This window comes from Methanolobus sp. ZRKC4, assembly GCF_045291305.1.
Lineage (GTDB): Archaea > Halobacteriota > Methanosarcinia > Methanosarcinales > Methanosarcinaceae > Methanolobus.
The window spans coordinates 2,655,846-2,678,365 of record NZ_CP146983.1 but is presented as its reverse complement, the minus strand read 5'-3'; the positions used below and the strand labels follow the sequence as shown (position 1 = coordinate 2,678,365).

The following is a 22,520-nucleotide window of genomic DNA, read 5'->3' as shown; positions in this document are numbered from 1 at the left end:
ACCACCTAATTATAAATAAAACAAATAAGTAAAGCATATACTGTATAAATATAATCAGATATTAGAACCATAATACGTAACAAAAACAGAAAACAGGTAGTACTGTGTAAAAATATATACCGCACTTGTATTTGTGATTTATTATAAAATACTAAAACCGTTAAGTTTATATATCTGTCTAGAATAAGTGCTTGTGTGGAAATATGAAGTTAGCCAATGACTAAAGATTAATTAGCAAACAGTTGTGGAGACTTTTGCTATATCATACAAAGTCATAAGCCAACGGATAACCATCTGCTGCTTTACAGCATACTTCACTTGAACGTATGACAAGTGGCAGGAAGTATCTAGATACTAGGAGGTAGAATAGATGGATATAGACCCAAGCAAAATTTTAGTTAGGTACAATGTGCAGAAAGAGAAAGCACAGACACCTGAACAGATGGCAGCTGAGATGTACCCAAGTGCAGAACCAGCAAAATCAATTTCCGCTGCAATCTTTGACGGGGAAGAAGATGACGTAATCGAAGGTCTCGAAAAAGCAATCGAGGGTGGAGCAGACCCAATTGCACTTATCGACGACGTCCTTATGCCAGGTATGAAAATAGTGACAGATTTATACGACCAGGGTGTCATCTTCCTGCCAAACGTCATGATGTCTGCAGATGCAATGCTCGAAGGTATCGAGTTTTGTAAGGACCAGGGCGGATCCGCACCTGAGCCAAAAGGAAAGGTTGTATGCCACGTAGCAGAAGGTGACGTACACGACATCGGTAAGACAATCGTAGCAGCTCTTCTCAGAGCAGGCGGATACGATGTAGTTGACCTCGGTCGTGACGTACCAGTCGATGAAGTCATCGCAGCAGTTAAGAAGGAAAGCCCAATGATGCTTACCGGAACAGCATTGATGACAACAACAATGTATGCATTCAAGGAAGTCAATGACAGACTTCTCGAGTCAGGAATTAAAATACCATTCCAGTGCGGTGGCGGTGCAGTGAACCAGGACTTCGTTACCCAGTACGAACTTGGAGTATATGGTGAAGAAGCAGCAGATGCACCAAAGATGGCAGATGCAATACTGGCAGGCAAAGGCCTTGCACAGCTAAAGGAAATGATGCACAAGCACTAAGAGGTGAGATAAATGGTTAAAAGATACACTGACATGGCATACAAAGCTGCTGACGACATGATTTTCGGAAGCTCAGTCTACCCTGTAAAGGCAGAACTCGGTTTAGAAGTAGGTGCTGGATACGTAACAGCAGAAGTTAACTACGCACCAAGGCCTGAGGCCGGTGTCTCCAAGGAGAAACTCGTTTCAGAATACCGCAGGCTTACAACCGACATCATGGCAAGAGCTGTACAGATCGGTTTCCCAGCAGTATCACTTGAGACAGAACACGTAGAGCAGATGACCAACAACCCTGACTGGGGAGGAGAAGTCGCTCACGTACAGAAGACAATCCTTGAAGAATACCACGAAGAATACGGAATCAAATGTGGTCTCAGACACACACCTGGTGACATCCGTGAAGACCGTGACCTTCTTGCACTGATCGGTGCAAAGTATGACAAACTCATGGAGTCATTCGAAGCTGTCGCTGAAGCAGGTGCTGATTTCCTGTCCATCGAAACCATGGGCGGTAAGGAAATTCTTGACTACGCAATTCTCAGAAATGACATTCCAGGTCTCATTTACGCAATTGGCTGCCTCGGTTCAATTGACATGACCATGATCTGGTCAGACATCAGGAAGATCGCAGACAAGAAAGGCAGAATTGCAGCTGGTGACACAGACTGTGCACAGGCAAACACTGCAATGTTTATTGCAGGTGGTCTCCTCGACAAGAACCTTGCACACACCATTGCAATCATCGCAAGGGCAATCTCCGCACCAAGGACACTCGCAGGATATGAAGCAGGTGCCCAGGGTCCAGGTAAGGACTGTGGATACGAGAACACAATCGTAAAGTCCATCACCGGATGCCCAATCTCACAGGAAGGAAAGACCTCAACCTGTGCACACGCTGATGTAATGGGTAACCTTGTCATGCAGTGCTGTGACCTGTGGTCAAACGAATCTGTAGAATACCACGGTGAATTCGGTGGTACATCTGTCCAGTGCTGGTCAGAGTCCCTTAACTACGATGCAGCAATGCTCAATGTTGCAACCGAGACCGGAAACGCAAAGATGCTCCGTGACATCCTCGTACTCTCTGACAAGTACAGAGACCCACAGGGATACGTCCTTGCATACGACAACGCATACAAGGTAGGAGAGGCAATCGTAAAGGACGGAGACGATCTTTACCTCCGTGCAAAGAACGCAGCAATTGCCAGTGTCGACATTCTCAATGCAGCAGACAACAAGAAACTCGTCATGTCCAAGTTCGAGCTTAATGCACTTGCAGACGCAAAGGCATCACTCGATGCAATGACCGACGAAGCCGACACCTTCATGAGTGACAGTCTCGAGAAGTACAAGGCAGAAGTTGCAGTCTTCAGACCAGACGCAAACTACAAGTTCTAAGCCTAGAACTTGTCTCTTTTTTCTTTTTTTTACTTCCAATAATAAAAATCCATACTGTAAAGTATGCTGTTTTTCAGACTTATATAAAAAAGAAAAATTGTAGTCAAATAAAAAAAGATTACAATATAAACTTCTTAGGATAACCCACACCTGAAATTGTAATTGTGGTTTCAAGAGGAGCATGCTTCCAATCCTCTGGTGAAAAGGTCTTTTTTGTAATTTTGATTTCAAGATTTTCCTTACTTACCCCGCAATCACCCATATATTCAAGGACCATATGTTTCCCATGTTTGTTTGCATATCCTACAGCATCATGATATTTTTCAAAATCTTTCCTTCCAATTGGGGAAAATGCCAAGTAGCCCTCACCGGGATCAGCAATCGAAACCGGCCTTATGAAAATTTCAATCCTTTTTATTCCTTTGCCAAAAAGTGCACCTGCTGCATTCCCAACTTCTGCATGCTCCGGAACAACAATTTCAGCATCAATCACTTTAGAAAGCTCTTCACATAGAGCACTAACTGGCCCTCCCAGCAAAACGACAGGAACATCCATTTTGAATCTTGCGGGAAACTGCCCATCAACTATTTTTTTAATACCTGATCTTTCAACATCATAAAGAATATAGGACATCAGATTGAAAGCCATATTTCTGGCCACAATATCTTTTACCTCATTGCAGAATTCGAGGATTTCCATCTTATAAAGATTCCTAAGTTTATCCGCCCCTACTTTTGATGCTTCAGTATCCCATAAAGTATAATCACCAAGAACATGTAGTGCATCTGTTGGTGTAAAACCGACTGGCTGAATCAACCTTTTATGTATAAGAGAATCTATCATAATAGTAGAGGGATGCTTTTTAGACAAACTGGTGATTTCATTAAAGCTCATTGGCTCATCACCAATTACCTTGTATACCTCAGCTTCCGACTCATTAAGACCAATGGCTTCAAATCCTGACCTCATGAAGAATTTTGTGGGCTGGATATTCCTGTCAAGCACGCTTCTCATAGGAACAACGTTTTTCTTCAATTTTTCCAGGAATCCGGGGTACTTAGAGGAAGCAAGACAAAGAGGTATTACCCTTCTTGGTCCGATATGTATTTTTCTTGAGCATGTCCACACATGACTATCGCCACCCATAGCCGAAGTTTCCATCCTCGTTGCCCGAACCCTTGTTCTCCAGTTACCAACAGTGGCGCCGGCATCTGTTAACTCAGGAACTCCGTCATACACTGCGGAGACATCAGTACTCGTTCCTCCCACATCTATTACAGCACATGTTTCACAGCCTGAAAGGTAAGATGCACCTACCAGGCTTGCAGCCGGACCTGAAAAAATCGACTCTACTGGTTTTTCCAGAGCATCCTTAAGTCCTACAACAGTACCATCGCATTTTAACATAAGCAACTTTGCATCAATATTTCTTCGTTCAACCTCTTCCATCACGGACTTAATGAAGTGATCAGAAATCGGCAACAGTTGTGCATTTAAGGCTGCAGTCACAGCCCGCTCATATGCACCTAAATCCTGTGAAAGCTCATGTCCGCAGACCACAGGCATCCCTGTAAGTTCATGAACAATGTCACGTATGGTATTTTCATGTTCAGGATTACGAATACTGAAAAAAGAAGAAACCGCAAAGGCAGCAACATCGTTTTTGACTTTTGAGTAAATTTCCGTACTGCGCCAATATCAGGTTTTTCAATTTCCTCACCGTTAAAACCGTGACCACCAGGAATTGAAAGCACATGTTCTGCCGGGAATTCGCCCTTAATTGGATGTTCTCCCACAAGAATCAGAGCTACTGGGCTGCCCGTACCTTCCAGCACAGTGTTGGTGGCAAGAGTAGTGGAAACGGATACAAGACTTACCTTTTCAAGATACTGCGAATCAAGTCCATCAATCGCATTCCTGATGCCCACCACAAGATCAGGATATGTCGTAAGCGATTTATTAGAATCTACCACAGAACCATCCGAATCTCTTACCAGAATAACATCCGTATATGTGCCTCCTGCGTCTATCCCAAGACTATAGTGCATAATATATCTCCATTTTAAAATTAAAAATCCAAAGTTAAATTTCAAAAGACGAACTAGTAGCACAAATAACATTTGAGCATTTAGAGATGTGCCTAAGTCATATTAAAACGTTATGTTAACACTGAATAATAAAAACGAAAGCAATGGAATGTAATTAATACAAATCGAATAAAAAAAGAATATAGACATGACCATAGTGAACTATGGTATGTCTGTTTAGAAAAATTATGCGTAGTACTCGTCTCTTGCTGCAACCATTGCTTTAAGGTTTGCAACGGAGGTGTCCGGTGCAATACCACAGCCTGGTGCAAGTACATCGATTCCGTCATCAAGAGCCTTCTTTGAGTCTGCCTTGACTTTGGCTTCATCGCCTGCAAGAAGAGTGAATGGGCTGGAAACATTACCGCAGATTGTTACCTTACCGGCAACTTTTGCCTTTGCGCCCGCAAGATCTGTAACCTTCTCTTCGATACTGATAGATTCAAAGTGGCAGTCTGCCATCATTTCAAGAACCGGGGAAACATCACCACAAACGTGGAGAATCATCGGGCCTTTTACACCATCAGCAAATTTCTGGAGAACTGGTTTAAGGACAGTGTCAAATGTGTCTGGAGCCATAAGATCTGGTGAAGCTACCGGGTCCGGTACACTAATGACATCTGCACCTGCATCAAGAAGAGCATTTGCATACTCGATACATGCATCACATGCGAAATCAAGAATTGTCTGGAAGTCTTCCGGCTTCTTGATAGACCATTTCATGAACTTCTTTACGCTTGCAAGGTCGGATGCAAGGGTTACCGGACCTTCCATACCGGCAATTACAGGTACTTCGCCTCCGGTCTTTTCTTTCAGAATGCCAAGTGCCTCCATTACTGCTGGAATCCTGCCTTCGGCAAGGAGATTGTCTGGCATCTTGAGGTTGTCGACACCCTTTGGATATGGGTGATCTGTTACGGAAGGCTGCCTGTTCTTTGTACCCATGTTGACTTCACAGCCCATAGCTTCTGCAAGTACTGTGAGACAATATGGAGCCCTGACACCTTCAAGACCACATTCTGAATATGATGCGTATGCCAGGTCTGCCATTTTCTGTGCATCACTGTGCGCTTCCGGCCATGCAGCGCCAGTCTTGTCCATTAGCTCAACAATAGCTGTCTGTGTTACAGACAAAACCGGAACTTTGTCAACTTCTTCGCCCTGTAATGCTTTCAAAAACCTTTCTTTCATGTTCATATGAATCCTTCTCTTTATAGTAGATTTTAGTCATTTTGATTTACGTTGCATAAGATATAAAACTATTGGATTAGAATTATTAGATTAAAGCTGAGGGATGCAGAAAACAAGGAAAAATATGCTGGGAGTAATCATCTGATATAAAGCTATTGGATTAAACAAGGAAAAAAATTAAAGCAATTGATTCAAATGAAGAATAATTTGAAAAGTATTATCAACTATTAAATACCTTTTATTACTTTTTCCCATCACTCCAAATCGCAATGATCTTATCAATGGCAATGTGCGTGTACATATCATTGTCCTTTATGGTCAGAACACCATCAGCACATGCTTCAACAACACCATAGAATCTGTCAGGTCCACCACAATAGATATCAATCTTCTTTTGCAGGTAATGTTCAACTATAAACGATTGCATATTTAGCCTCCCATCTATAAATCCATAGGTCAAAAAACCCTACACATTTAAATTTTGTACTTTTTTTTATATTAACATTATCTATCCGAATAGCCTTACAGATAAAAGCAATTTAGCTCCAAAATCTCTTATTTTTTGCATAATTTCTCTCTGCAACAAGTATATCCCTGTAAAATGCCTCTTCATCATGTCTCATCTTCTGTATCACACGTGTTGCCATCTCGGGACCCACACCCCTGCTGGCAAGTGCTATTACAGCCTGTTTTCCATGTGTCATCACAATATTTGCATTCCTGTAAACCCTCTTTACACGTTTGAGATCTTCCTTCGAGCTTAGCTTTTCCTGTTTTCGTACAAGCTTTATCTCATCCTCTTCCCAGGGTTTCAGGGAAGCTATCATCTTCGAATCACATACAGGACAGATGATATCATCATGAACATTTTTTACCTGTCTTCTTGAGGTCCACTTTTTGCAATGTACACAGAAAAGTATGACCCTGTCATTCATAATCCGTCCTTTAAGGGCCATTACTATGGACCTGTCAGCCTTTTCAGGTGCAATAAGATCCCTTTTCATGGAAAAACCGGAACTGCCTATTGGTGTTGAACTGCTGACAACAACAAGAATATCCCCCGAGGAAAGTCTTGTAAGAATCTCCGTAACCCTTTCCAACATCAAGCATCGTATGGAAGATCTCCCTTATAACCTCGTCATACATGGCTGTCCCACGGTATATCTCAAGCAGTTTTTTCATGCTTATCCGGTCATAATCGATATCCTTACTCAGGGCTCCGAACTTTCTGGCAACATGTACCATCTTCCATTTCATAAGAGAGGTGTTCTTCAAGGTCATCTCTATGATAGGTTCTATATGTTCGGGTTGTATATCGCGTACCAATTGCTCGATTTCCCGGGCCTTTATTCTTCTTGGAAGCTGTAATCGTATCCTGTACGGATCAATTTCCTGAGAGACACTGCTCCCGTATCTTGCAGCAAGTAGTGATGTCAGAACCTTTGCAAAAGTTTCATTTGCATTATGACCCAGACATGAATTTATAAGAACTGCATCACCGTCATTCTCGATAACGAACATATGCTGGTCAGGCAATGGATAACCACCCTCGACATGATCTCTCAGTACAGAAAGCAACTCCTCCAGACCTTCAGGTTCCAGAGGGTAAACAGAACAAACCTCCTTTGAGATATACTCATCATCTTTTCCATCATGGACCATACCAGCAACAAAGGAACGAATGTTTGCTACTTCCTGAGCAACTTCAAAAGGTACAGGTATTTCCTCACCTACCCAGCTTGGTATTTCTCCCATTCCACGCACAGGTTCTACTTTAATCCTGTCACGGTCACTGTTCATCTCAAGTACCCTCCACATATCGCCCTTGGTTATGAAAACAGCTCCAGGAGTTACAAAATTGATGACAAAAGCCTCGTCAAGAACACCCACAGTCCTTCCGGTGACTATATCAAATATCTCATACTTTTTCTCATCAGGTATCATGGAAAGGTTATCATAATAGTATTGCCAGCTTTTCCTTCTGCGTGAAAATACATCCGATCCTTCCTCATTCCACACCATCCTGTAATCCAGTATCTGACTGATTACTTTTCTGAGAACCTCTATCCGCAGGTCTTTGAAAGGATATGCACGTTTCAGGATACTGTATATTTTATCTATCCCAACTTCACCAAAATCAAGAACAAGGCCTGATATCTGGTTTGCAACAACATCAAGGGAATTCATATGCGGATCAATAGCTTCCACTTTACCCTCAAGAGCAAGTTTACATATAGCCATGCTCTCTGCCACATCGTCCACTCCCATTGCCAGGATAGTGCCCCTGGAAACCTCATGTATCCTATGGCCTGCACGACCCACACGCTGCAAAAGCCTGGAAACCTGCCTTGGAGAACCATATTGAACTACATGATCCACGTTACCGATATCGATTCCCAGTTCCATTGAAGATGTGCATATAAGACCCCTAAGGTCACCGCTTTTAAAAGATTCCTCAGCCTCTATCCTGGAATCCACTGATAAAGAGCCGTGGTGCACACCAATAGGCAGTTCAAGTATCTTGAAACCGGATGCGAGTGCTTCAGCACTTTGCCTGGTATTCACAAATATCAATGTGGAAACATTATTCAGGACTATATCCCTGACACAACGCAGATGTGCAGCGAACTGAACATCACAGGCCAGCTTCTTTGAAAGTGCCACATCATCTTCTGTTACCTGCGGATTCACTACACTGAACTCCAGAAGCTTGAGCATGGAAACCGAAACTACGGAAACTTCCCTCTCTGACCCTGCAAGGAACTTTGCAACTTCTTCAGGATTGCCTACTGTTGCTGAAAGTCCTATTCTCTGGAACTCACCTGCAAGTTCCACAAGCCTCTCCAGACCGACAGCAAGCTGAGTGCCTCTCTTCGAGGATGCCATCTCATGTATTTCGTCCACCACAACATGAGTCACATACTCAAGGTTCTTACGCAGGCGTGAACCCGTGAACATTGCCTGGAGAGTCTCAGGAGTGGTTATCAAAACATCAGGCGGGTTACGTGATTGTTTTTGTCGCTCGTACTGGGAAGTATCTCCGTGACGTACCCGGACATCAATACCAAGTTCAGCTCCCCACCACTGTATACGTGAAAGCATATCACGGTTCAGTGCACGAAGAGGAGTTATATAAAGTGCGGAAATGCCAGCCCTCTGTTCTTTGCTTTTGGAAAGAATTGCATGAAATATCGGAAGCACGGCTGATTCAGTTTTACCTGAACCGGTGGGAGCCACCAGAAAAGTATGTTCACCTTTAAGTATATGCGGAAAAACCTTTTCCTGTGGTTCGGTGGGAGCTTCAAAACCCTGTTTTTTCAAAGCATCCTGTATCCGGGAGTCAAAAGAGTCAAAGATGTTGCCAAAACTCATTTTATAGCACCCTTTCTTTTTCTTCCTGAGGGACGCATCTTACTCTCTTCCAGTTTTCTTATATTTTTCAGTTTCCCGAGATTTGTTCCGTCCAGAAGATAGGCCTGCGCATTGTCAATATCCACACTTTTTGAAGAAAACAGCGGCCCAAGCAGATCATCATGAAGAGATTCGTTGAATGCAACTCCACCACAGAGTTCATTGAACGACGGTATGACTATCAACTCCGGGTCGTTCCAGTTGCCGTTTTCCTTCTTCAGGTCCTGACTTATGAAATGTCCCTGCAGTGCAGATAAATTCAGATGTGTCCGAATCCAGCTTTGCTCAACTGTGGCATACCCCAGTGAATCAGTTAAACGAATAGTAGGATGATTGTGAGCGGCGATTATGTATTTTGCGCAGAGCAGAGCCGGGTCAGGCCAGGTATGCCCGTGGAAATATCCCACACCCTCTATTACAGAACCACGTACAGGATGTACGGTTATATTCTTCCTTTCCGGCAGCAGGTACTCAATACCACCGTCATGATTCCCTGGAAAGATATCCACCATTGCATGGTCGCAGAGCACTGAAAGGAAATACGGGATCTCGTCCCGCTCCTGCCAGGATATCTGGGGAACATTATGCTTCACATCACCAAGCAGGATTATCCTGTCAGGAGATACTTTTTCAATATAACCAAGGATCCTCTCAAGACCATGTTTCATGCGGCTTGGAATCGAAAAGCCACTTCTGTAGAGATCCCACTCTATCCCTAAGTGCACATCGGCAATTATCAGTGCCTTTGTATCATTGCTTACCACAAGTGCAGGTTCATCAATAAGAGGGTCTATCTCGATTGTCATTGTTGATGGATAATTAACGGTTTTATTTTTCAGCCATGTGATCCATCTTTTTAGACAGCTCAATGACAGCAGTTTTTAGTTCTTCAATATCACTTTCGATGTCCAGCACCTTGTTAAAAAGAGGACTTCTGTCATCCTTGATGGCCTGTTCCTGTGCAAATCGCTGTTTGCTTGGGAACACATACACATAGGTCAGCCACATGCCTATGAATGCAGCAATGAATAATGCTGCAAGGAAGAAGAGGTAATGAGGGAAAAGTGTTCTCATGAAACTGTCCCCTGAACTATAATACTGAAGCCTTGTTATCATCAGGAAATTCAGCAGTGAGAAAAGGAACATTGTCTCCCCCACGATTATCAGCAACCCGCCAACTTTTGTTGACATCTTTCGTTGCTTTGGGACTATCCGATCAACTATAGAACTCATTAAGGAAATATTGGATTCATGTGATATTTAGATTATGTAGTGTGGACAGGGAGATAACTGATTCTTATGTTGGTGAGATATGGAATTCTCTAATGGTACTTTGCGTTATATGAAGAAGAATGCTGAAGTTGAGAAGCTATTTTGTTTGAATGAGCATGTTAGGGAAAGGTTGGAGATACCAGAGTTTAATCATCAAAATAGAATCGGTACATTTTAGGGTAAAGTCTAACTACTTATTCGTTTTTAAGTGACGTATCTTGGGACAATATACTCTTGAGGATTTCGATATTCCCTCATTTTAGATCATTAAAGTATTCAAACTCAATTATATCCTCTCATTTTTTATCATTTTGTTTATTTCTCTTCATTAATCCTTATTTTTAGTATAGCTCCCGCTATCCTAAATTACTCCTTTGGTTTTTAGTGTCCTCAATTGATGCAGATTAAAACAAAAAGCTGTCATCAACATTTTTGCATTCACTCTTTCTACAGTTGTAACAAGAACCTTTCTGGTTTTAAATATTTCTTTTGTCACTGCATACACTCTTTCGCAAGGGACTCTTTTCACACTTATTCTTTCATTTCTGAGGATATCCATTATTCCTAAAGGATGTCCTCTTACAGCTCGTTGCATTGTTGCTGCAAAACCTTTTGCTATTGCTCCAAAATATCCTTTATCTCTATACACCACTTCACCCTTTTCAGACAGATCAACCTGTGAATCGTGAAGTGATGCAGTTGTTGTCTCAAATCTTCTGATTAGTTCATAATCCTTATCAATAATTGTATGAAGTTTGTATCCAAAGTGAGATTTACCATTTTTCTTAGTCCAGGTTCCATCTTTGCTTCTTCTTGTTTTCGCATCTTTTCCTCTGAGTACATCTGCTTTTGCATGTCCTGGATCTGAGTGAATAAAAGTTGCATCCTGGATCATTCCTTTTTTAATCTTCAAACCAAGAGCATCAAGCTGATTCTGCATTTCATCCCACACCGCTTTTTCTTTACCATTGTCGATAATTCTCTTCCTGAATGACCAGACAGTTGTACTGTCTGGTACATATTCAGGAAATCCCAGGAATTTCCTAAAGGATATCCTGTCAATACACTGCTTTTCAAGCTCAGCATCAGAAAGACCATGCCATTGTTGCAGAACAAGCATCTTGAACATTACAATAACATCAGCTTCAGGCCGTCCGCCTGAAGCTGTTCTGTTTATGTACATTGACTCCAGAATAGGGCGAAAAGGCTTCCAATCTACTAAATATTCAATTTCAGCAAGCTTATCTCCGACAGATTGGAGACGCTTATATTCTTCATTTAAGGCAAAATCAGTAAAAGAATCCATAATAGTAAATTTGCTTTGCTATTATTTAAATTTTATTAAATTGTATGAGTATTGATGGTAGTTTCTCGAAATCCTCTCTTATATTTTTTAATCATGTTATCTAGGTCATCTGTTGACGATATTAACATTAAATTACAATTACCCATATTTGCAGCCATTTGCAACTTTTTGAGACTAATCTTACAAAATAGAAGCAAATGTAGTTTGATTAACAAGTTAAGTCCTTTACTTCGTTTTTTTCCATGTTCTAGCCTCCTGAAAAGATCATGATACACAACCCTGACTTTAAAAAGGTACATGTAAGGTATTGATATTATTGAATAAACTACAGGGAACAAAAAACTTTTCAAATAACTAACATATCCAATTGAATGTATTTCACTTACTGATCTATACAAAGAATAAGATAGTATAAAAAACCAAGAATGCATAAAATTATGTTCAGGGATTTTTCTACATTTTTATATAATTCATCGGATTTAGATACGGCGTTCATCAATAATATAAGCCCTATAATCCCGGCTATGAATATCTCAACAACCAATGAAAATGAACTAATAATAATAATAATCTCTACAAGCGTTATTAGTTTTATATTTTTCAGAATTAATCTTTTCCAGAAACCATGTTCTAAGTTATTCATTGCAACAAATATACCAATTGGTAACCCTGAAAAAATAAACCATATTGTTGTTTCTTTAAGGTCACTTATATCCCACAATTCAAAGTAATAAAGGAGATATATAAACAAAGATAGGTAGACGAAATACCAGAAGAAATACGAAAATATTATTCTTTTAAAAAAAGATTTAATGACTTGAAAAAACGAAATTCTTGCTTCCTTTATGGACAAAATTATTATAATGAGTAATATGGATAAAAATATTGATACTATTTCTCTGTTTGTTAAAACATCCATATTTAAAAGTAACTCCTGAGTAGGTTTGCATATTAAGATACAACAACCACGCATAAATATTTTTCACTGTTTATGTCCATGACAAATAGCGTACAAAAAAATAGAGTTCCTATATCCCCTTACCCACATGAAATGTCTTGAATTTGAACCTTGCATACTCTTCCACACAATAAAACAAACAATAGAAGATAACACCCTACTTGTTTTCCTTCAAATAATTTAAAAATACATACATTGCCGAAGAAACCTTAAAGAACATTGTTGCTGTAAAACAGCGTATACAGAGGCTTTCAAAATGGAACATTGTCATTCATATGGAGAAAAACTCCAGGATCCTATCAGACAGGCAAAGATCACTGGGAATATGAGCGTGGACGAACTTGTGTTTGCCATCGATGGCTGTGCCTTCGGTGCGGGCAAATTAGCCGATGCCGCAGACATCTACACCGAGATGCTTGCAAACGGGTCCACCAGTTTTTTCGGGCTCGCAGGTGCAATGGTGCCTGCCGGAATGCGACAGATAGTAACTGATCTCATCTATGACGGTTACATCGATGTGCTTGTTACCACCGGTGCCAACATGGTACATGAGATAGTTGAATCAATGGGACTGCATCACTACAAGGGATGTGCGGAATGTGATGACATCGAACTGAAAAACGATGAGATAAACAGGATATATGATGTCTATCTCCCTGAACCTTATTTTGTTGACTTCGAAGAGAAGATCAAGAGCATACTCTCCGATATCGGTCCCGAGACCATCTCCATAAGGGAGTTCATGACACACCTCGGAAACAATATCGATGACAGGGACTCCATCCTCAGGGCTGCAGCCGACATGAACGTACCAGTCTACTGTCCTGCGATACAGGACTCCATGATAGGACTTCAGGCATGGCTCTACAAGCAGACCAACAAACTCAACGTTGATGTCTTTGCAGACATGAAAGAGATAATCGACATCTGCTACGAGGCAAAAGATCCGGGTGCCGTACTTATAGGTGGCGGTGTTCCCAAGAACTACATCTTCCAGTCAATGCTTATCACGCACCAGGAATTCGAATATGCCATACAGTTGACTATGGACACACCGGAGACCGGTGGTCTGAGCGGTGCAACACTCGATGAAGCACGCTCGTGGGGAAAGGTCAGTGAGACAGCACGCTCCGTAACAGTTCACTCCGATGCCACAATCACTCTTCCCATCCTTGTTGCAGCTGCAAGGAGCAGACTTGCAAATTTGTAAAAAACATATCCAGGAGTAGATCATGGAAAAGAACACAAGACTCATACTTGCACTGGATGTTCTGAATAGGGATGAGGCCATAAAGATAGCACAGGATGTTGCAGGAAATGTGGATGCCATAAAAGTGGGATATCCACTGGTACTTGCAAGCGGACTCGGTATCATTGGGGAGCTTGCAAAGTATGCACACATCATAGCAGACTTCAAGGTAGCAGATATCCCGAACACAAACCGCCTGATATGTGAGCAGGTATTCGATGCAGGTGCAGATGCAGTTATTGTACAAGGATTTACCGGACATGACAGCTTAAAGATCTGTGTTGACCTCGCACGTGAACGTGGAAAGGATGTTTTTGTAGTTACAGAGATGAGTCACCCAGGTGCACTTGACCTAATGCAGGATGCCGGAGAAGCTATTGCAAGAATGGCAGCAAACGCAGAAGCTTCAGGTGTTGTAGCCCCTGCCACGAGACCGGAGAGAGTAAAAGAGATCAGAAGGATAATAGGTGACGAGATTGCCATAATATCACCGGGAGTTGGCGCACAGGGAGGCAGTGCTTCAGATACCATTAAGGCAGGTGCTGACTGGGCGATCGTAGGAAGAAGCATATACCAATCAGATGAACCTGAAATGGCTGCCAAAAAAATAGTTGACGAGATTAAAGAAGTCATCTGATATTTAATTTGAACTTGTGTGCCTGTGATGATAAAACTGTTCTGATCCATGATGAACCCTATGAGTTCTGAGGCACACATATCATCCTATTAATTCCAGATTCTGTTTGAGGATCTGAGAAAATACCTCATTCTTTTTAACATCAGACTTTGCTTCCTCAAGACTCATTTTAAGACCTGAGATCGAGTTTTCAAGACTCTGTATATAGATAGTCTGCTGTTCCATTTTGTTATTGAGCTTCTTGATATCCAGATGTTGACGGTGGATGGTCACATGCGTACCAATTTCCTTGCTTGTGGTCTCAAGAAGTTCTTCAAGCTCCTTACGTTTGGATTCCAGCTCTGCAAGAGTTTTTTCCATACTCCCTTCAAGTCTTGTATTTTCCTCACTTCTAAACCTTAGCTTTTCATCCTCAGCTTCAAGCTCGGTTTTCCTCTCTTTCAGAGCCTTCATCTCATCCTGGAAAGCAAGTTCCTTTTCTTTGTGAAGCTGGATATTTTCCTCATGCTTTAACATGAGTTTTTCATCCTCACCCACAAGCTCGGCTTTCTTATCCTCCAGAGCCTTAACCTCGTTCTGGAAAGCTATTTCCTTCTCCTTATGAGCCCTTACGCCTTCTTCATACTTTAGCCTGGAAGCTTCAAGTTCATCTGTCTTTGGACCAAGTTCAACGAGCTCTGTATGTATGTTTTCTTTTATTATCCCTATTGAAGAACGTTTTTCAGTGAGTAGTGCTTCTTCATCCTCAAGTTCAGACCTGAGTGTCTCAATATCCGCACGCTTGCGATTGAGCTCTTTCAATTCAGAATAATAACTGGACTTTATGGCCTCAACGGCTGCAGGATAAGTAATATCTGACAGCTCAAGGGAGATTTCCTCACCTGCTGAAAGTTTTTCCTCTAAAGACCGGCATTTTTCATCAAGCTCATTTTTCTGCTGCTTGTACTGTTTTAGCTCATTATCGTAGGCCGATCTTAGGGAAGATAATTCTTCCATTTCTGAAGTGTACTCAGCAAGTTCTTTTTCATATCCAATTCTTGAGTCTTCAAACTCTTTAGCCTGAACTTCAAACACAGAACGCTTTTGTTCAAATGCAGTAATCTTCTTTTCGAGTTCTGCTGTCTGCTCAGGAGGGATGGACCTTTCAGCCCTCTGCACAGCAGACTTAATTATCGCGCATTTATTCCTAAGCACTTTTTCCTGTTCGGAAAATTGACTTTTGAGTTCATCAAGTTCTTTCTGTTTTTCCTCATATTCACTGATATCGGATTCATAGCGCGTTTTTATTTCAGAAAGCACAGACTCTTTTTGGACAAGGTACTCTATCTCTGATTCCGGCACACTGTGAACAGATTCCTGATTTGCAGGGACATGAACTGAATTATCCCCTGGCATGTAGTTTTGCGGACTGGAGGAAGATACATCTTGTGCTACCCCCTTTTCCCTATCATCTGTTGCAATGGGTTTTCTATAAATATTCGGAGTGAAAACCTTAGATGATTTTTCAGACTTCTTTTTTCCCCCTGACCAATTAGATGAGTTCATAATATCAATTCCTTATCCTGTTTCCCGGCACGTAGTTGTTGCCAGAATTCCAGCGGCATGTTTCTGGCAAGTTCCAGTGCACCTTCAGAAATACCAAACGTAGAGTCTAAGTCAAGGAAAACTTTACCTCCACCAAGCTCTTTAAGTTCGTGCTCAATAAAGGTACCAAGGCCAGGCAGATTACTTGTACCTCCAAATATGTGGATATTGTTCCGTATGGACTCACGTATCTCAGGATCCACATCGGATAACATCCTGGTAATCCCTGAAACAACATCAGTTAACACAAACTCACATGAGATCTGCATTTCTTCAGCTATTGATTCCTGAATAGTGCCATTTTCAAGGGGAATGTCTACAACACATTGATCTGAACAAGAACCAAGATATCCATACTCTTCTTTCCAACCCATAGCAAGTTCTTCTGTGATCCTTGAATCCGGCCATCTTTCATTGATAAGCTTGACTATTTCACTATCGATATTTTTTCCGGCACATGGAAGGCTCAGGCAATCATCTTCTTGCGGGATATTGCTGTTAATAACGCAAATGTCTGTTTTATGAGAACCTATATCCACTATTAGTCCCCCTTCCAGAAGCGATTTTTTGTAAGCTATGCAAAAAAGTTCATCTACAACCATTGCACCTGAAAATATCTCACTGAAAAGCTCCAGAAGCTTGATTTTGTATTCCCTGCCAGCATTTGAAGGAACACCTATCATTGCATAGGTACTATCTTTAGCAGGATTAACAGCATGTTTATTAAGAAAGTGTTTTAAAAACTTCTTAAAATGAAGAACATCATCTTCTTCTTTCAATTCACTTTTAAGGAAGTATTGGATAGTGCCATTTTCCAATGCCACAGCCTCTTTTCCGGATAGTATGCTCTCTTCAGGGTCTTCACTATCTTTCTGCAAAAAAGCTATTGCAGTTCTCTCAGAGAATTTTTTACCATCGCTGGTGCAAACCGATGTTTTGAACATACCCACGTCTATCCCAAGATACAGGCATCTACTATTGTTGTCAAACTCCTCCATATGATCTACCAGGTTTTAGTTAAGTCCCATGAATTTGAAGTAACTCTATCATGGAATTATTTCCATGCTATGGAATCTTATTAAATCAGTATTTATATATTATGAACATGGGATTTCATTCTATGGCGATGAATAAACATAAAAAAAATAGAGAAAAGGTAAGAAATAGATACTGTCGCCATTAAACAAGCTTTCTAGTTCTATGAACAAAATAAGATATATATTCAGCTGAATTATATATAACTCTCTTTATGCTTTTTGTACAAAACGTGTATGATACCGTCTGCAAGTCCGAGCCGTGGAACATGCATTTGATCGATATGTCCCCATTTCATGACAGAGAAATAGATCTTTGATGCCGGAATAATGACATCAGCCCTGTCAGGCCGAAGACCAAGTTTTGTTATACGCTGCTCCAGTGTAAAACCTTTAAGATATTTATTAAGATCCTTAATATCCTTATCCATTAGAAGAGTACCATCCTTCCTGCCGGACATACGAAAGAGCTTGTTGATATTGCCACCGCTTCCAATAGCATAATCTGGCATGTGATCACGGGTCACACTTTTCACCCAGCGTTTCATCTCATTCCAATCATGTTTTGTAACAATGCCTTCAAGCATTCGAATGGTACCGATATTAAATGACCTGTAGGCAAAAACCTTCCCGCCTTTAAAGAGTATCAATTCGGTACTTCCTCCACCCACATCAACGTGCAGATAGGAAGAAGGATCACCATTGGCAATTATCTTTTCAATGCGATTGGAGTAGATAATCTTTGCTTCTCTCCTTCCGCTTATTACTTTTAAATCGATGCCACTTTCTTCTTTAATTTTCCTGACAATTTTTTCGCTATTCTCCGCTTCCCTCATTGCAGATGTAGCACATGCCATGAAATCTATCGGCTCATAGGCATCCATAAGATGCTTAAAAGCGATCATTGTTTTGACTAACTGACGAACCTTCTCATCAGAGATATGTCCGTGGACAAAGGCATCATCCCCGAGGCGTATAGGCATACGTATCTGAGAAATCTTTTCGTAAATAGGCTCAATACCTTCCGTATCTACTTTTGACAGAAGCAAGCGCACAGCATTAGAGCCCACATCTATTGCAGCAAATTTCATTCGATGTCCTCGTTAACTAATTGTTTTTCAAGGAATGTATAAATGTCTTCCTGGGCACGGTAGGACTTTTTACCGCCTTTCTTGTATTGATTATCCTGGCGATCGTTGATAATCCTTGCTTTTGTATTGTCAAGGAACTGCAGGTTCATATATTCTGCCAATTCGTTTCTTATTGAAGTATCATAGATAGGAGTGGCAACTTCTACACGCCGGTCCAGGTTTCTTACCATCCAGTCAGCTGACGAAATATAATATCTCTCATCGCCATTGTTACAGAAAATAAAAATTCGTGAATGTTCAAGGTATTTGTCAACTATACTCACTACTTCAATATTCTCACTCAGGCCCTTGACACCCGGCACAAGTGAGCATATCCCCCTGACGACCATCTTGATCCTGACACCTGCCTTGCTGGCATCATACAGTTTATTGATCATCTCACTATCCACAAGACTATTCATCTTTGCAAGGATATATGCCGGTTTACCAGCCTTAGCGTTCTCGATTTCATCGTCAATGTATTTCTCGAATGTATTACGCATTTGAAGAGGAGCGACTACAAGATGCTTGTAGTTGTAAATTTTGTAATTGTGAGCGAAAAAATCAAAAACCTTCTCGACTTCGAATGTCAGGTCCGGATTTCTGGTCATAAGCATGTGGTCACAATAGAGTTTTGCTGTGGACTCATTGAAATTACCGGTTCCGATACATGAATAGTGAACAATGTCATTCTCCTCACGCCTGGTGATATGACAGAGTTTTGAGTGGACCTTCAAACCAGGTACACCATCGATTATCCTTGCACCTGCATCTTCGAGTTTCTGTGTCCAGTAAATATTAGACTCCTCATCAAACCGTGCCTGAAGTTCGATAACAACTGTAACACTTTTTCCATTCTTTATTGCATTGATGAGTGCATTGATGACATTGGAATTACGGGCAACCCTGTAAAGAGTGACTTTTATGCTTGATACATAAGGATCAATAGCAGCTTCCCTCAGAAGATCGATGAAATAGTCGAATGACTGGTATGGATAATGAAGAAGGATATCCCGTTCCCTCATGGCAGCAAAAATACTTTTGTGACTCATGAGATCTTTATGAGGCAAAGGAAAAGGATGCTTCTTTTTGTAATAGAAAGAATCGGGACCTATTTTCGGGAAATTCATGAAGTCCTTAGCGTTATGGTACTTTCCCCCGGGAACCAGATTTTCGAATTTCTGTATCTCCAGCCTCTTTAATGTAAAATCGAGCAAATAGTAGGGCATATCCCTGTCATAGACAAAGCGTACAGGCTGACCTTTCTTCCTTTCTTCCAGACTCTGGGATACCTTTTCAAAGAAACTCTTGGTTACATCATCATCGATATCCAGTTCAGCATCTCTTGTCAATTTTATTGTATATGCACTAATGGAATCATACTCGAAGGTTGAAAAGATATCATCAAGACCGAACCGAATAATATCATCCAGCATTATCACGCATTTCCTGTCGCCGGATTCAGGCAGCATAATAAAACGTGGAAGCACATCTGCAGGTACTTCTATCAAAGCAAATTTAGAACTATTTGGATCCCATTTCTTCCGAACGTCGATTATAAGATAGAGAACCTGGTTCTTAAGATATGGAAAGCTTGGAACGTCCTTCAGCATTACAGGAATAAGACGTGGTCTTACTTTTTCCTGGAAATAGGTCTTAAGGAAAGAACTCTGGGTTTCGTCAAGCTGGGTTTCATCGACAATGAAAATGTTATGCTCTTCCAGCTCCTCTGTAAGTTCAGCAAATACCCTGTCAAAATCATCACGTAACCTTAATACTATGTGATGCACCTGTTTCATGACTTTCTTCGGGGAAACACCAACCATTGCCTTGGATTTTACACCTGCATCTATCATACGCTGCAGTGTCCCAACCCTTACACTGAAGAATTCATCAAGATTTGAAGAAAATATCCCAAGGAACTTCAAACGCTCAATTAACGGGACTTCAGGATCTTTTGCTTCCTGAAGCACTCTTTCATTAAACGAAAGCCAGCTGATTTCCCTGTTAACATACTCATCTACTTTGTCGGACATAGAGGTCATATTCCTTGATTGTAAAAACATTAGCTTGCTGTGGCATTTTGATAAAAATACAACAATCCTATTATATAATACTTCATACAGATCCATATATAGTCCTACATAATACAGTGTAGTTATTAGTAGCCTATTGAGACTCAGCAGACATCATTTTCAGGAAGTGTAAATACCTGATATTGCCTGAGAGAACCTAACACTGAAATCATGGTCAATAACCTTTGACCATGCATTCGGAAAAGCCTCAAGCAAATTTTGAAGTTCCTGTTTCCTGTATTCCATGTAGGCATCAACACCCGGATAATCCTGAAGTCCACCGGAACCTGATGACTTCTTCTTACTCACTTCACCCCACGTGCCATATTTTTCAAAGTTTTCCAGAAGCTCGAGCGCAACAACAGTGTCATGCATATCTCCAAGATTGTCCTGAAGGACCTTAAGGTCCTTTATTAGTCCTTTGGACTCGGAACCAAGCACTTCCTTGAAGAACTCAAGCGTGTAACGTAATATCTTAACATCGATCCTTAGCTGATGATACTTTTCCAGAGATGGATCAACTATTGACTCGTCGGAGACAATTTCATCATATGCCCTTACAGTTGCAAACTGTGTGTACAAAAGTACAGGTAATATATCCCTTACCCTGGATGGAATGGGCTCACCATCCTTTTTTACGGATTTCATTTTCCATGACTTTTTATGCAGGAGGTAGCTGGAAAAATTCTTTTTGAATTTGTTATATTTTGAATCATCAAGATACACAAGCATGTTACCTCGATTTTTTGCCCTCTCAATCAGAATGGAATCTGTAAGCGGATCCATTTCCAGTCTTCTTTCAGGAGGCTGCCCTTCAAGATAGTGATCGATCTTCTCAAGGAAAACGTCCAGATCCCGGACTGTCCCAAGGACTTTTCTTGTGGATTTGATGTTCTTGTAATATGAAGACATTTCCTTCATATCAAGATAATCTTCCAGAACTTCAACAACAGAACGCATACGCATTGCGGCAACGCGCATGTCGTGTAGCTCTTCTATGTCTTTCCCAACTTTGGTGCCCCTCTCATGCTCAATCATTACTCCGAAATGAAACATCAGAATCTTGTGCGCTGCTTCACGCATCGTATCAGTTGCCTTGATATTGGTCTTTTCCAGAGAACGGAATTCAGAGAACGGAATAACAGGAACGACTGTAGTTGATAATCCCCTGGTTTCCGTTACAGGCGCAAAAGTCGGCTCAACATTTTCATCTGAACCATCTTCAGGCAGTCCATTGTCCTCTGTTTCCAAAACATCAACTATTTCGGGAAATTGTGTCGTTTCCATAGCTGTTGGTTCATTGAAACTATCATCTTCAAAATGAACATTTTCTTTCATCTCTGCATTAATTGAAGGATTATGAATTGTGTTTTTCTCAGGGATCATAGTTTCCTCAGTTTGTCCCATTATTTGTGGCTCTGGCTGTTTTTCTTCAGAAACTTTATCGTTTACAATAAAATGGTCATATCTTCCATTGGTATCAGTAAGGAAGGAAGGCTCATAGGAACCTGATGTTATATTAGTCACCATAATACCCGCAAAGGTTGCAAGTACGGAACGATCATTAAATTGACTATATTCATTACTGATATCAGGCTTTTGTTTCTGTGCCACTGTTGCTTGCGTTTCTGTGCCTGTAAAGGCCTGCAGGAAGTAATTGACAAAAATATTGATCAGTAACAGAAAAATACCCACTGAATAGAACATTATCACATAGGACACCTTTGGGTATGTCCAGCTTTCAGGGAAAGAGAATGTGAAAATAAGAAGTCCGGTTACAGAGAGCAATATACCTGTTATGAACGAATAACTTCGTGAAAATCGCTGGCGCATGCCCGCAAGAATGATGCCTGCAAGAATGAACAATATCCCGGCCCCCAGAAGGAAGCAAACTGTCAGTATAACTTCCGGACTGGAATTACGACTAAGTCTGCTCACCATAGCAAACAGAAGGCCAGTCATGCAAAATACCAGACCGAACAAAAAACCAAGCGATGCAACTAAGGAGTACTTCTTAACAAGCATGTTCGATGACAACTATCTCCCCTCTTTAAC

The 22,520-nt window shown here is 41.1% G+C and carries 17 protein-coding genes and 1 pseudogene; 4 read left to right on the top strand and 14 right to left on the bottom strand.

The window, feature by feature from the left end:
- The first annotated feature begins 370 nt into the window (after positions 1-370).
- Both mtaC and mtaB read left to right on the top strand, forming a co-directional pair.
- A complete protein-coding gene (mtaC, locus tag V7O67_RS13050) occupies positions 371-1,132 on the top strand; it encodes a methanol--corrinoid protein MtaC (protein ID WP_406657908.1) in 762 nt (253 codons plus the stop codon).
- A gap of 12 nt (positions 1,133-1,144) precedes the next feature.
- Positions 1,145-2,530 (top strand): methanol--corrinoid protein co-methyltransferase MtaB, encoded by a 1,386-nt coding sequence (gene mtaB / locus V7O67_RS13045; RefSeq protein ID WP_406657909.1) that lies wholly within the window; start codon positions 1,145-1,147, stop codon positions 2,528-2,530.
- Between the two features lie 118 nt (positions 2,531-2,648).
- On the opposite strand, the gene V7O67_RS13040 is transcribed toward mtaB, so the two are convergent.
- The 9 genes and pseudogenes from V7O67_RS13040 to V7O67_RS13000 all read right to left on the bottom strand — a co-directional run bounded on the left by V7O67_RS13040 (position 2,649) and on the right by V7O67_RS13000 (position 12,717).
- A complete protein-coding gene (locus V7O67_RS13040; RefSeq protein ID WP_406670198.1) occupies positions 2,649-4,097 on the bottom strand; it encodes a hydantoinase/oxoprolinase family protein in 1,449 nt (482 codons plus the stop codon).
- Positions 4,058-4,579 carry a hydantoinase/oxoprolinase N-terminal domain-containing protein gene (locus V7O67_RS13035; RefSeq protein ID WP_406670197.1) on the bottom strand — a complete coding sequence of 174 codons (522 nt, stop codon included), beginning with the start codon at positions 4,577-4,579 and terminating at the stop codon, positions 4,058-4,060. Before V7O67_RS13035 ends, V7O67_RS13040 begins: the two co-directional genes overlap by 40 nt.
- Before the next feature lie 225 nt (positions 4,580-4,804).
- Entirely contained in the window at positions 4,805-5,815 is a 1,011-nt protein-coding gene (gene mtaA, locus V7O67_RS13030; protein WP_406657911.1) for a methylcobamide:CoM methyltransferase MtaA, read from the bottom strand.
- A gap of 235 nt (positions 5,816-6,050) precedes the next feature.
- On the bottom strand, positions 6,051-6,236 hold the full coding sequence (locus tag V7O67_RS13025) for an MM0924 family protein (protein ID WP_342304432.1): 186 nt from the start codon (positions 6,234-6,236) through the stop codon (positions 6,051-6,053).
- A 112-nt stretch (positions 6,237-6,348) separates the two neighbouring features.
- Positions 6,349-9,181 (bottom strand): annotated as a pseudogene (locus V7O67_RS13020) (DEAD/DEAH box helicase).
- Positions 9,178-10,026 (bottom strand): metallophosphoesterase, encoded by an 849-nt coding sequence (locus V7O67_RS13015; RefSeq protein WP_406670196.1) that lies wholly within the window; start codon positions 10,024-10,026, stop codon positions 9,178-9,180. The pseudogene V7O67_RS13020 and the gene V7O67_RS13015 overlap by 4 nt, the downstream one beginning before the upstream one ends.
- Positions 10,027-10,048: 22 nt before the next feature.
- On the bottom strand, positions 10,049-10,453 hold the full coding sequence (locus V7O67_RS13010) for a hypothetical protein (RefSeq protein ID WP_406670195.1): 405 nt from the start codon (positions 10,451-10,453) through the stop codon (positions 10,049-10,051).
- A 400-nt stretch (positions 10,454-10,853) separates the two neighbouring features.
- Positions 10,854-11,798, bottom strand: a complete 945-nt coding sequence (locus V7O67_RS13005; RefSeq protein WP_342303665.1) for an IS5 family transposase — start codon at positions 11,796-11,798, stop codon at positions 10,854-10,856.
- Between the two features lie 382 nt (positions 11,799-12,180).
- The gene (locus V7O67_RS13000; protein ID WP_342304436.1) at positions 12,181-12,717 is read right to left on the bottom strand and encodes a hypothetical protein; all 537 of its coding nucleotides are present in this window, start codon (positions 12,715-12,717) and stop codon (positions 12,181-12,183) included.
- A gap of 295 nt (positions 12,718-13,012) precedes the next feature.
- Here V7O67_RS13000 and V7O67_RS12995 point away from each other — a divergent pair, with 295 nt between their 5' ends.
- Entirely contained in the window at positions 13,013-13,966 is a 954-nt protein-coding gene (locus tag V7O67_RS12995) for a deoxyhypusine synthase (RefSeq protein WP_406670194.1), read from the top strand.
- 22 nt (positions 13,967-13,988) lie between these two features.
- Positions 13,989-14,642 carry an orotidine-5'-phosphate decarboxylase gene (gene pyrF / locus V7O67_RS12990; RefSeq protein ID WP_406670193.1) on the top strand — a complete coding sequence of 218 codons (654 nt, stop codon included), beginning with the start codon at positions 13,989-13,991 and terminating at the stop codon, positions 14,640-14,642.
- An 81-nt stretch (positions 14,643-14,723) separates the two neighbouring features.
- On the opposite strand, the gene V7O67_RS12985 is transcribed toward pyrF, so the two are convergent.
- The 5 genes from V7O67_RS12985 to V7O67_RS12965 form a co-directional block, all read right to left on the bottom strand.
- Positions 14,724-16,187 carry a hypothetical protein gene (locus tag V7O67_RS12985; protein ID WP_406670192.1) on the bottom strand — a complete coding sequence of 488 codons (1,464 nt, stop codon included), beginning with the start codon at positions 16,185-16,187 and terminating at the stop codon, positions 14,724-14,726.
- Positions 16,184-17,224, bottom strand: a complete 1,041-nt coding sequence (locus V7O67_RS12980; RefSeq protein WP_342304441.1) for a rod shape-determining protein — start codon at positions 17,222-17,224, stop codon at positions 16,184-16,186. The genes V7O67_RS12985 and V7O67_RS12980 overlap by 4 nt, the downstream gene beginning before the upstream one ends.
- A gap of 233 nt (positions 17,225-17,457) precedes the next feature.
- The gene (locus V7O67_RS12975; protein ID WP_406670191.1) at positions 17,458-18,351 is read right to left on the bottom strand and encodes a Ppx/GppA phosphatase family protein; all 894 of its coding nucleotides are present in this window, start codon (positions 18,349-18,351) and stop codon (positions 17,458-17,460) included.
- A complete protein-coding gene (gene ppk1 / locus V7O67_RS12970; RefSeq protein ID WP_406657926.1) occupies positions 18,348-20,426 on the bottom strand; it encodes a polyphosphate kinase 1 in 2,079 nt (692 codons plus the stop codon). The genes V7O67_RS12975 and ppk1 overlap by 4 nt, the downstream gene beginning before the upstream one ends.
- 159 nt (positions 20,427-20,585) lie before the next feature.
- Positions 20,586-22,502, bottom strand: a complete 1,917-nt coding sequence (locus tag V7O67_RS12965; protein ID WP_406670190.1) for a CHAD domain-containing protein — start codon at positions 22,500-22,502, stop codon at positions 20,586-20,588.
- Between the last annotated feature and the right edge of the window lie 18 nt (positions 22,503-22,520).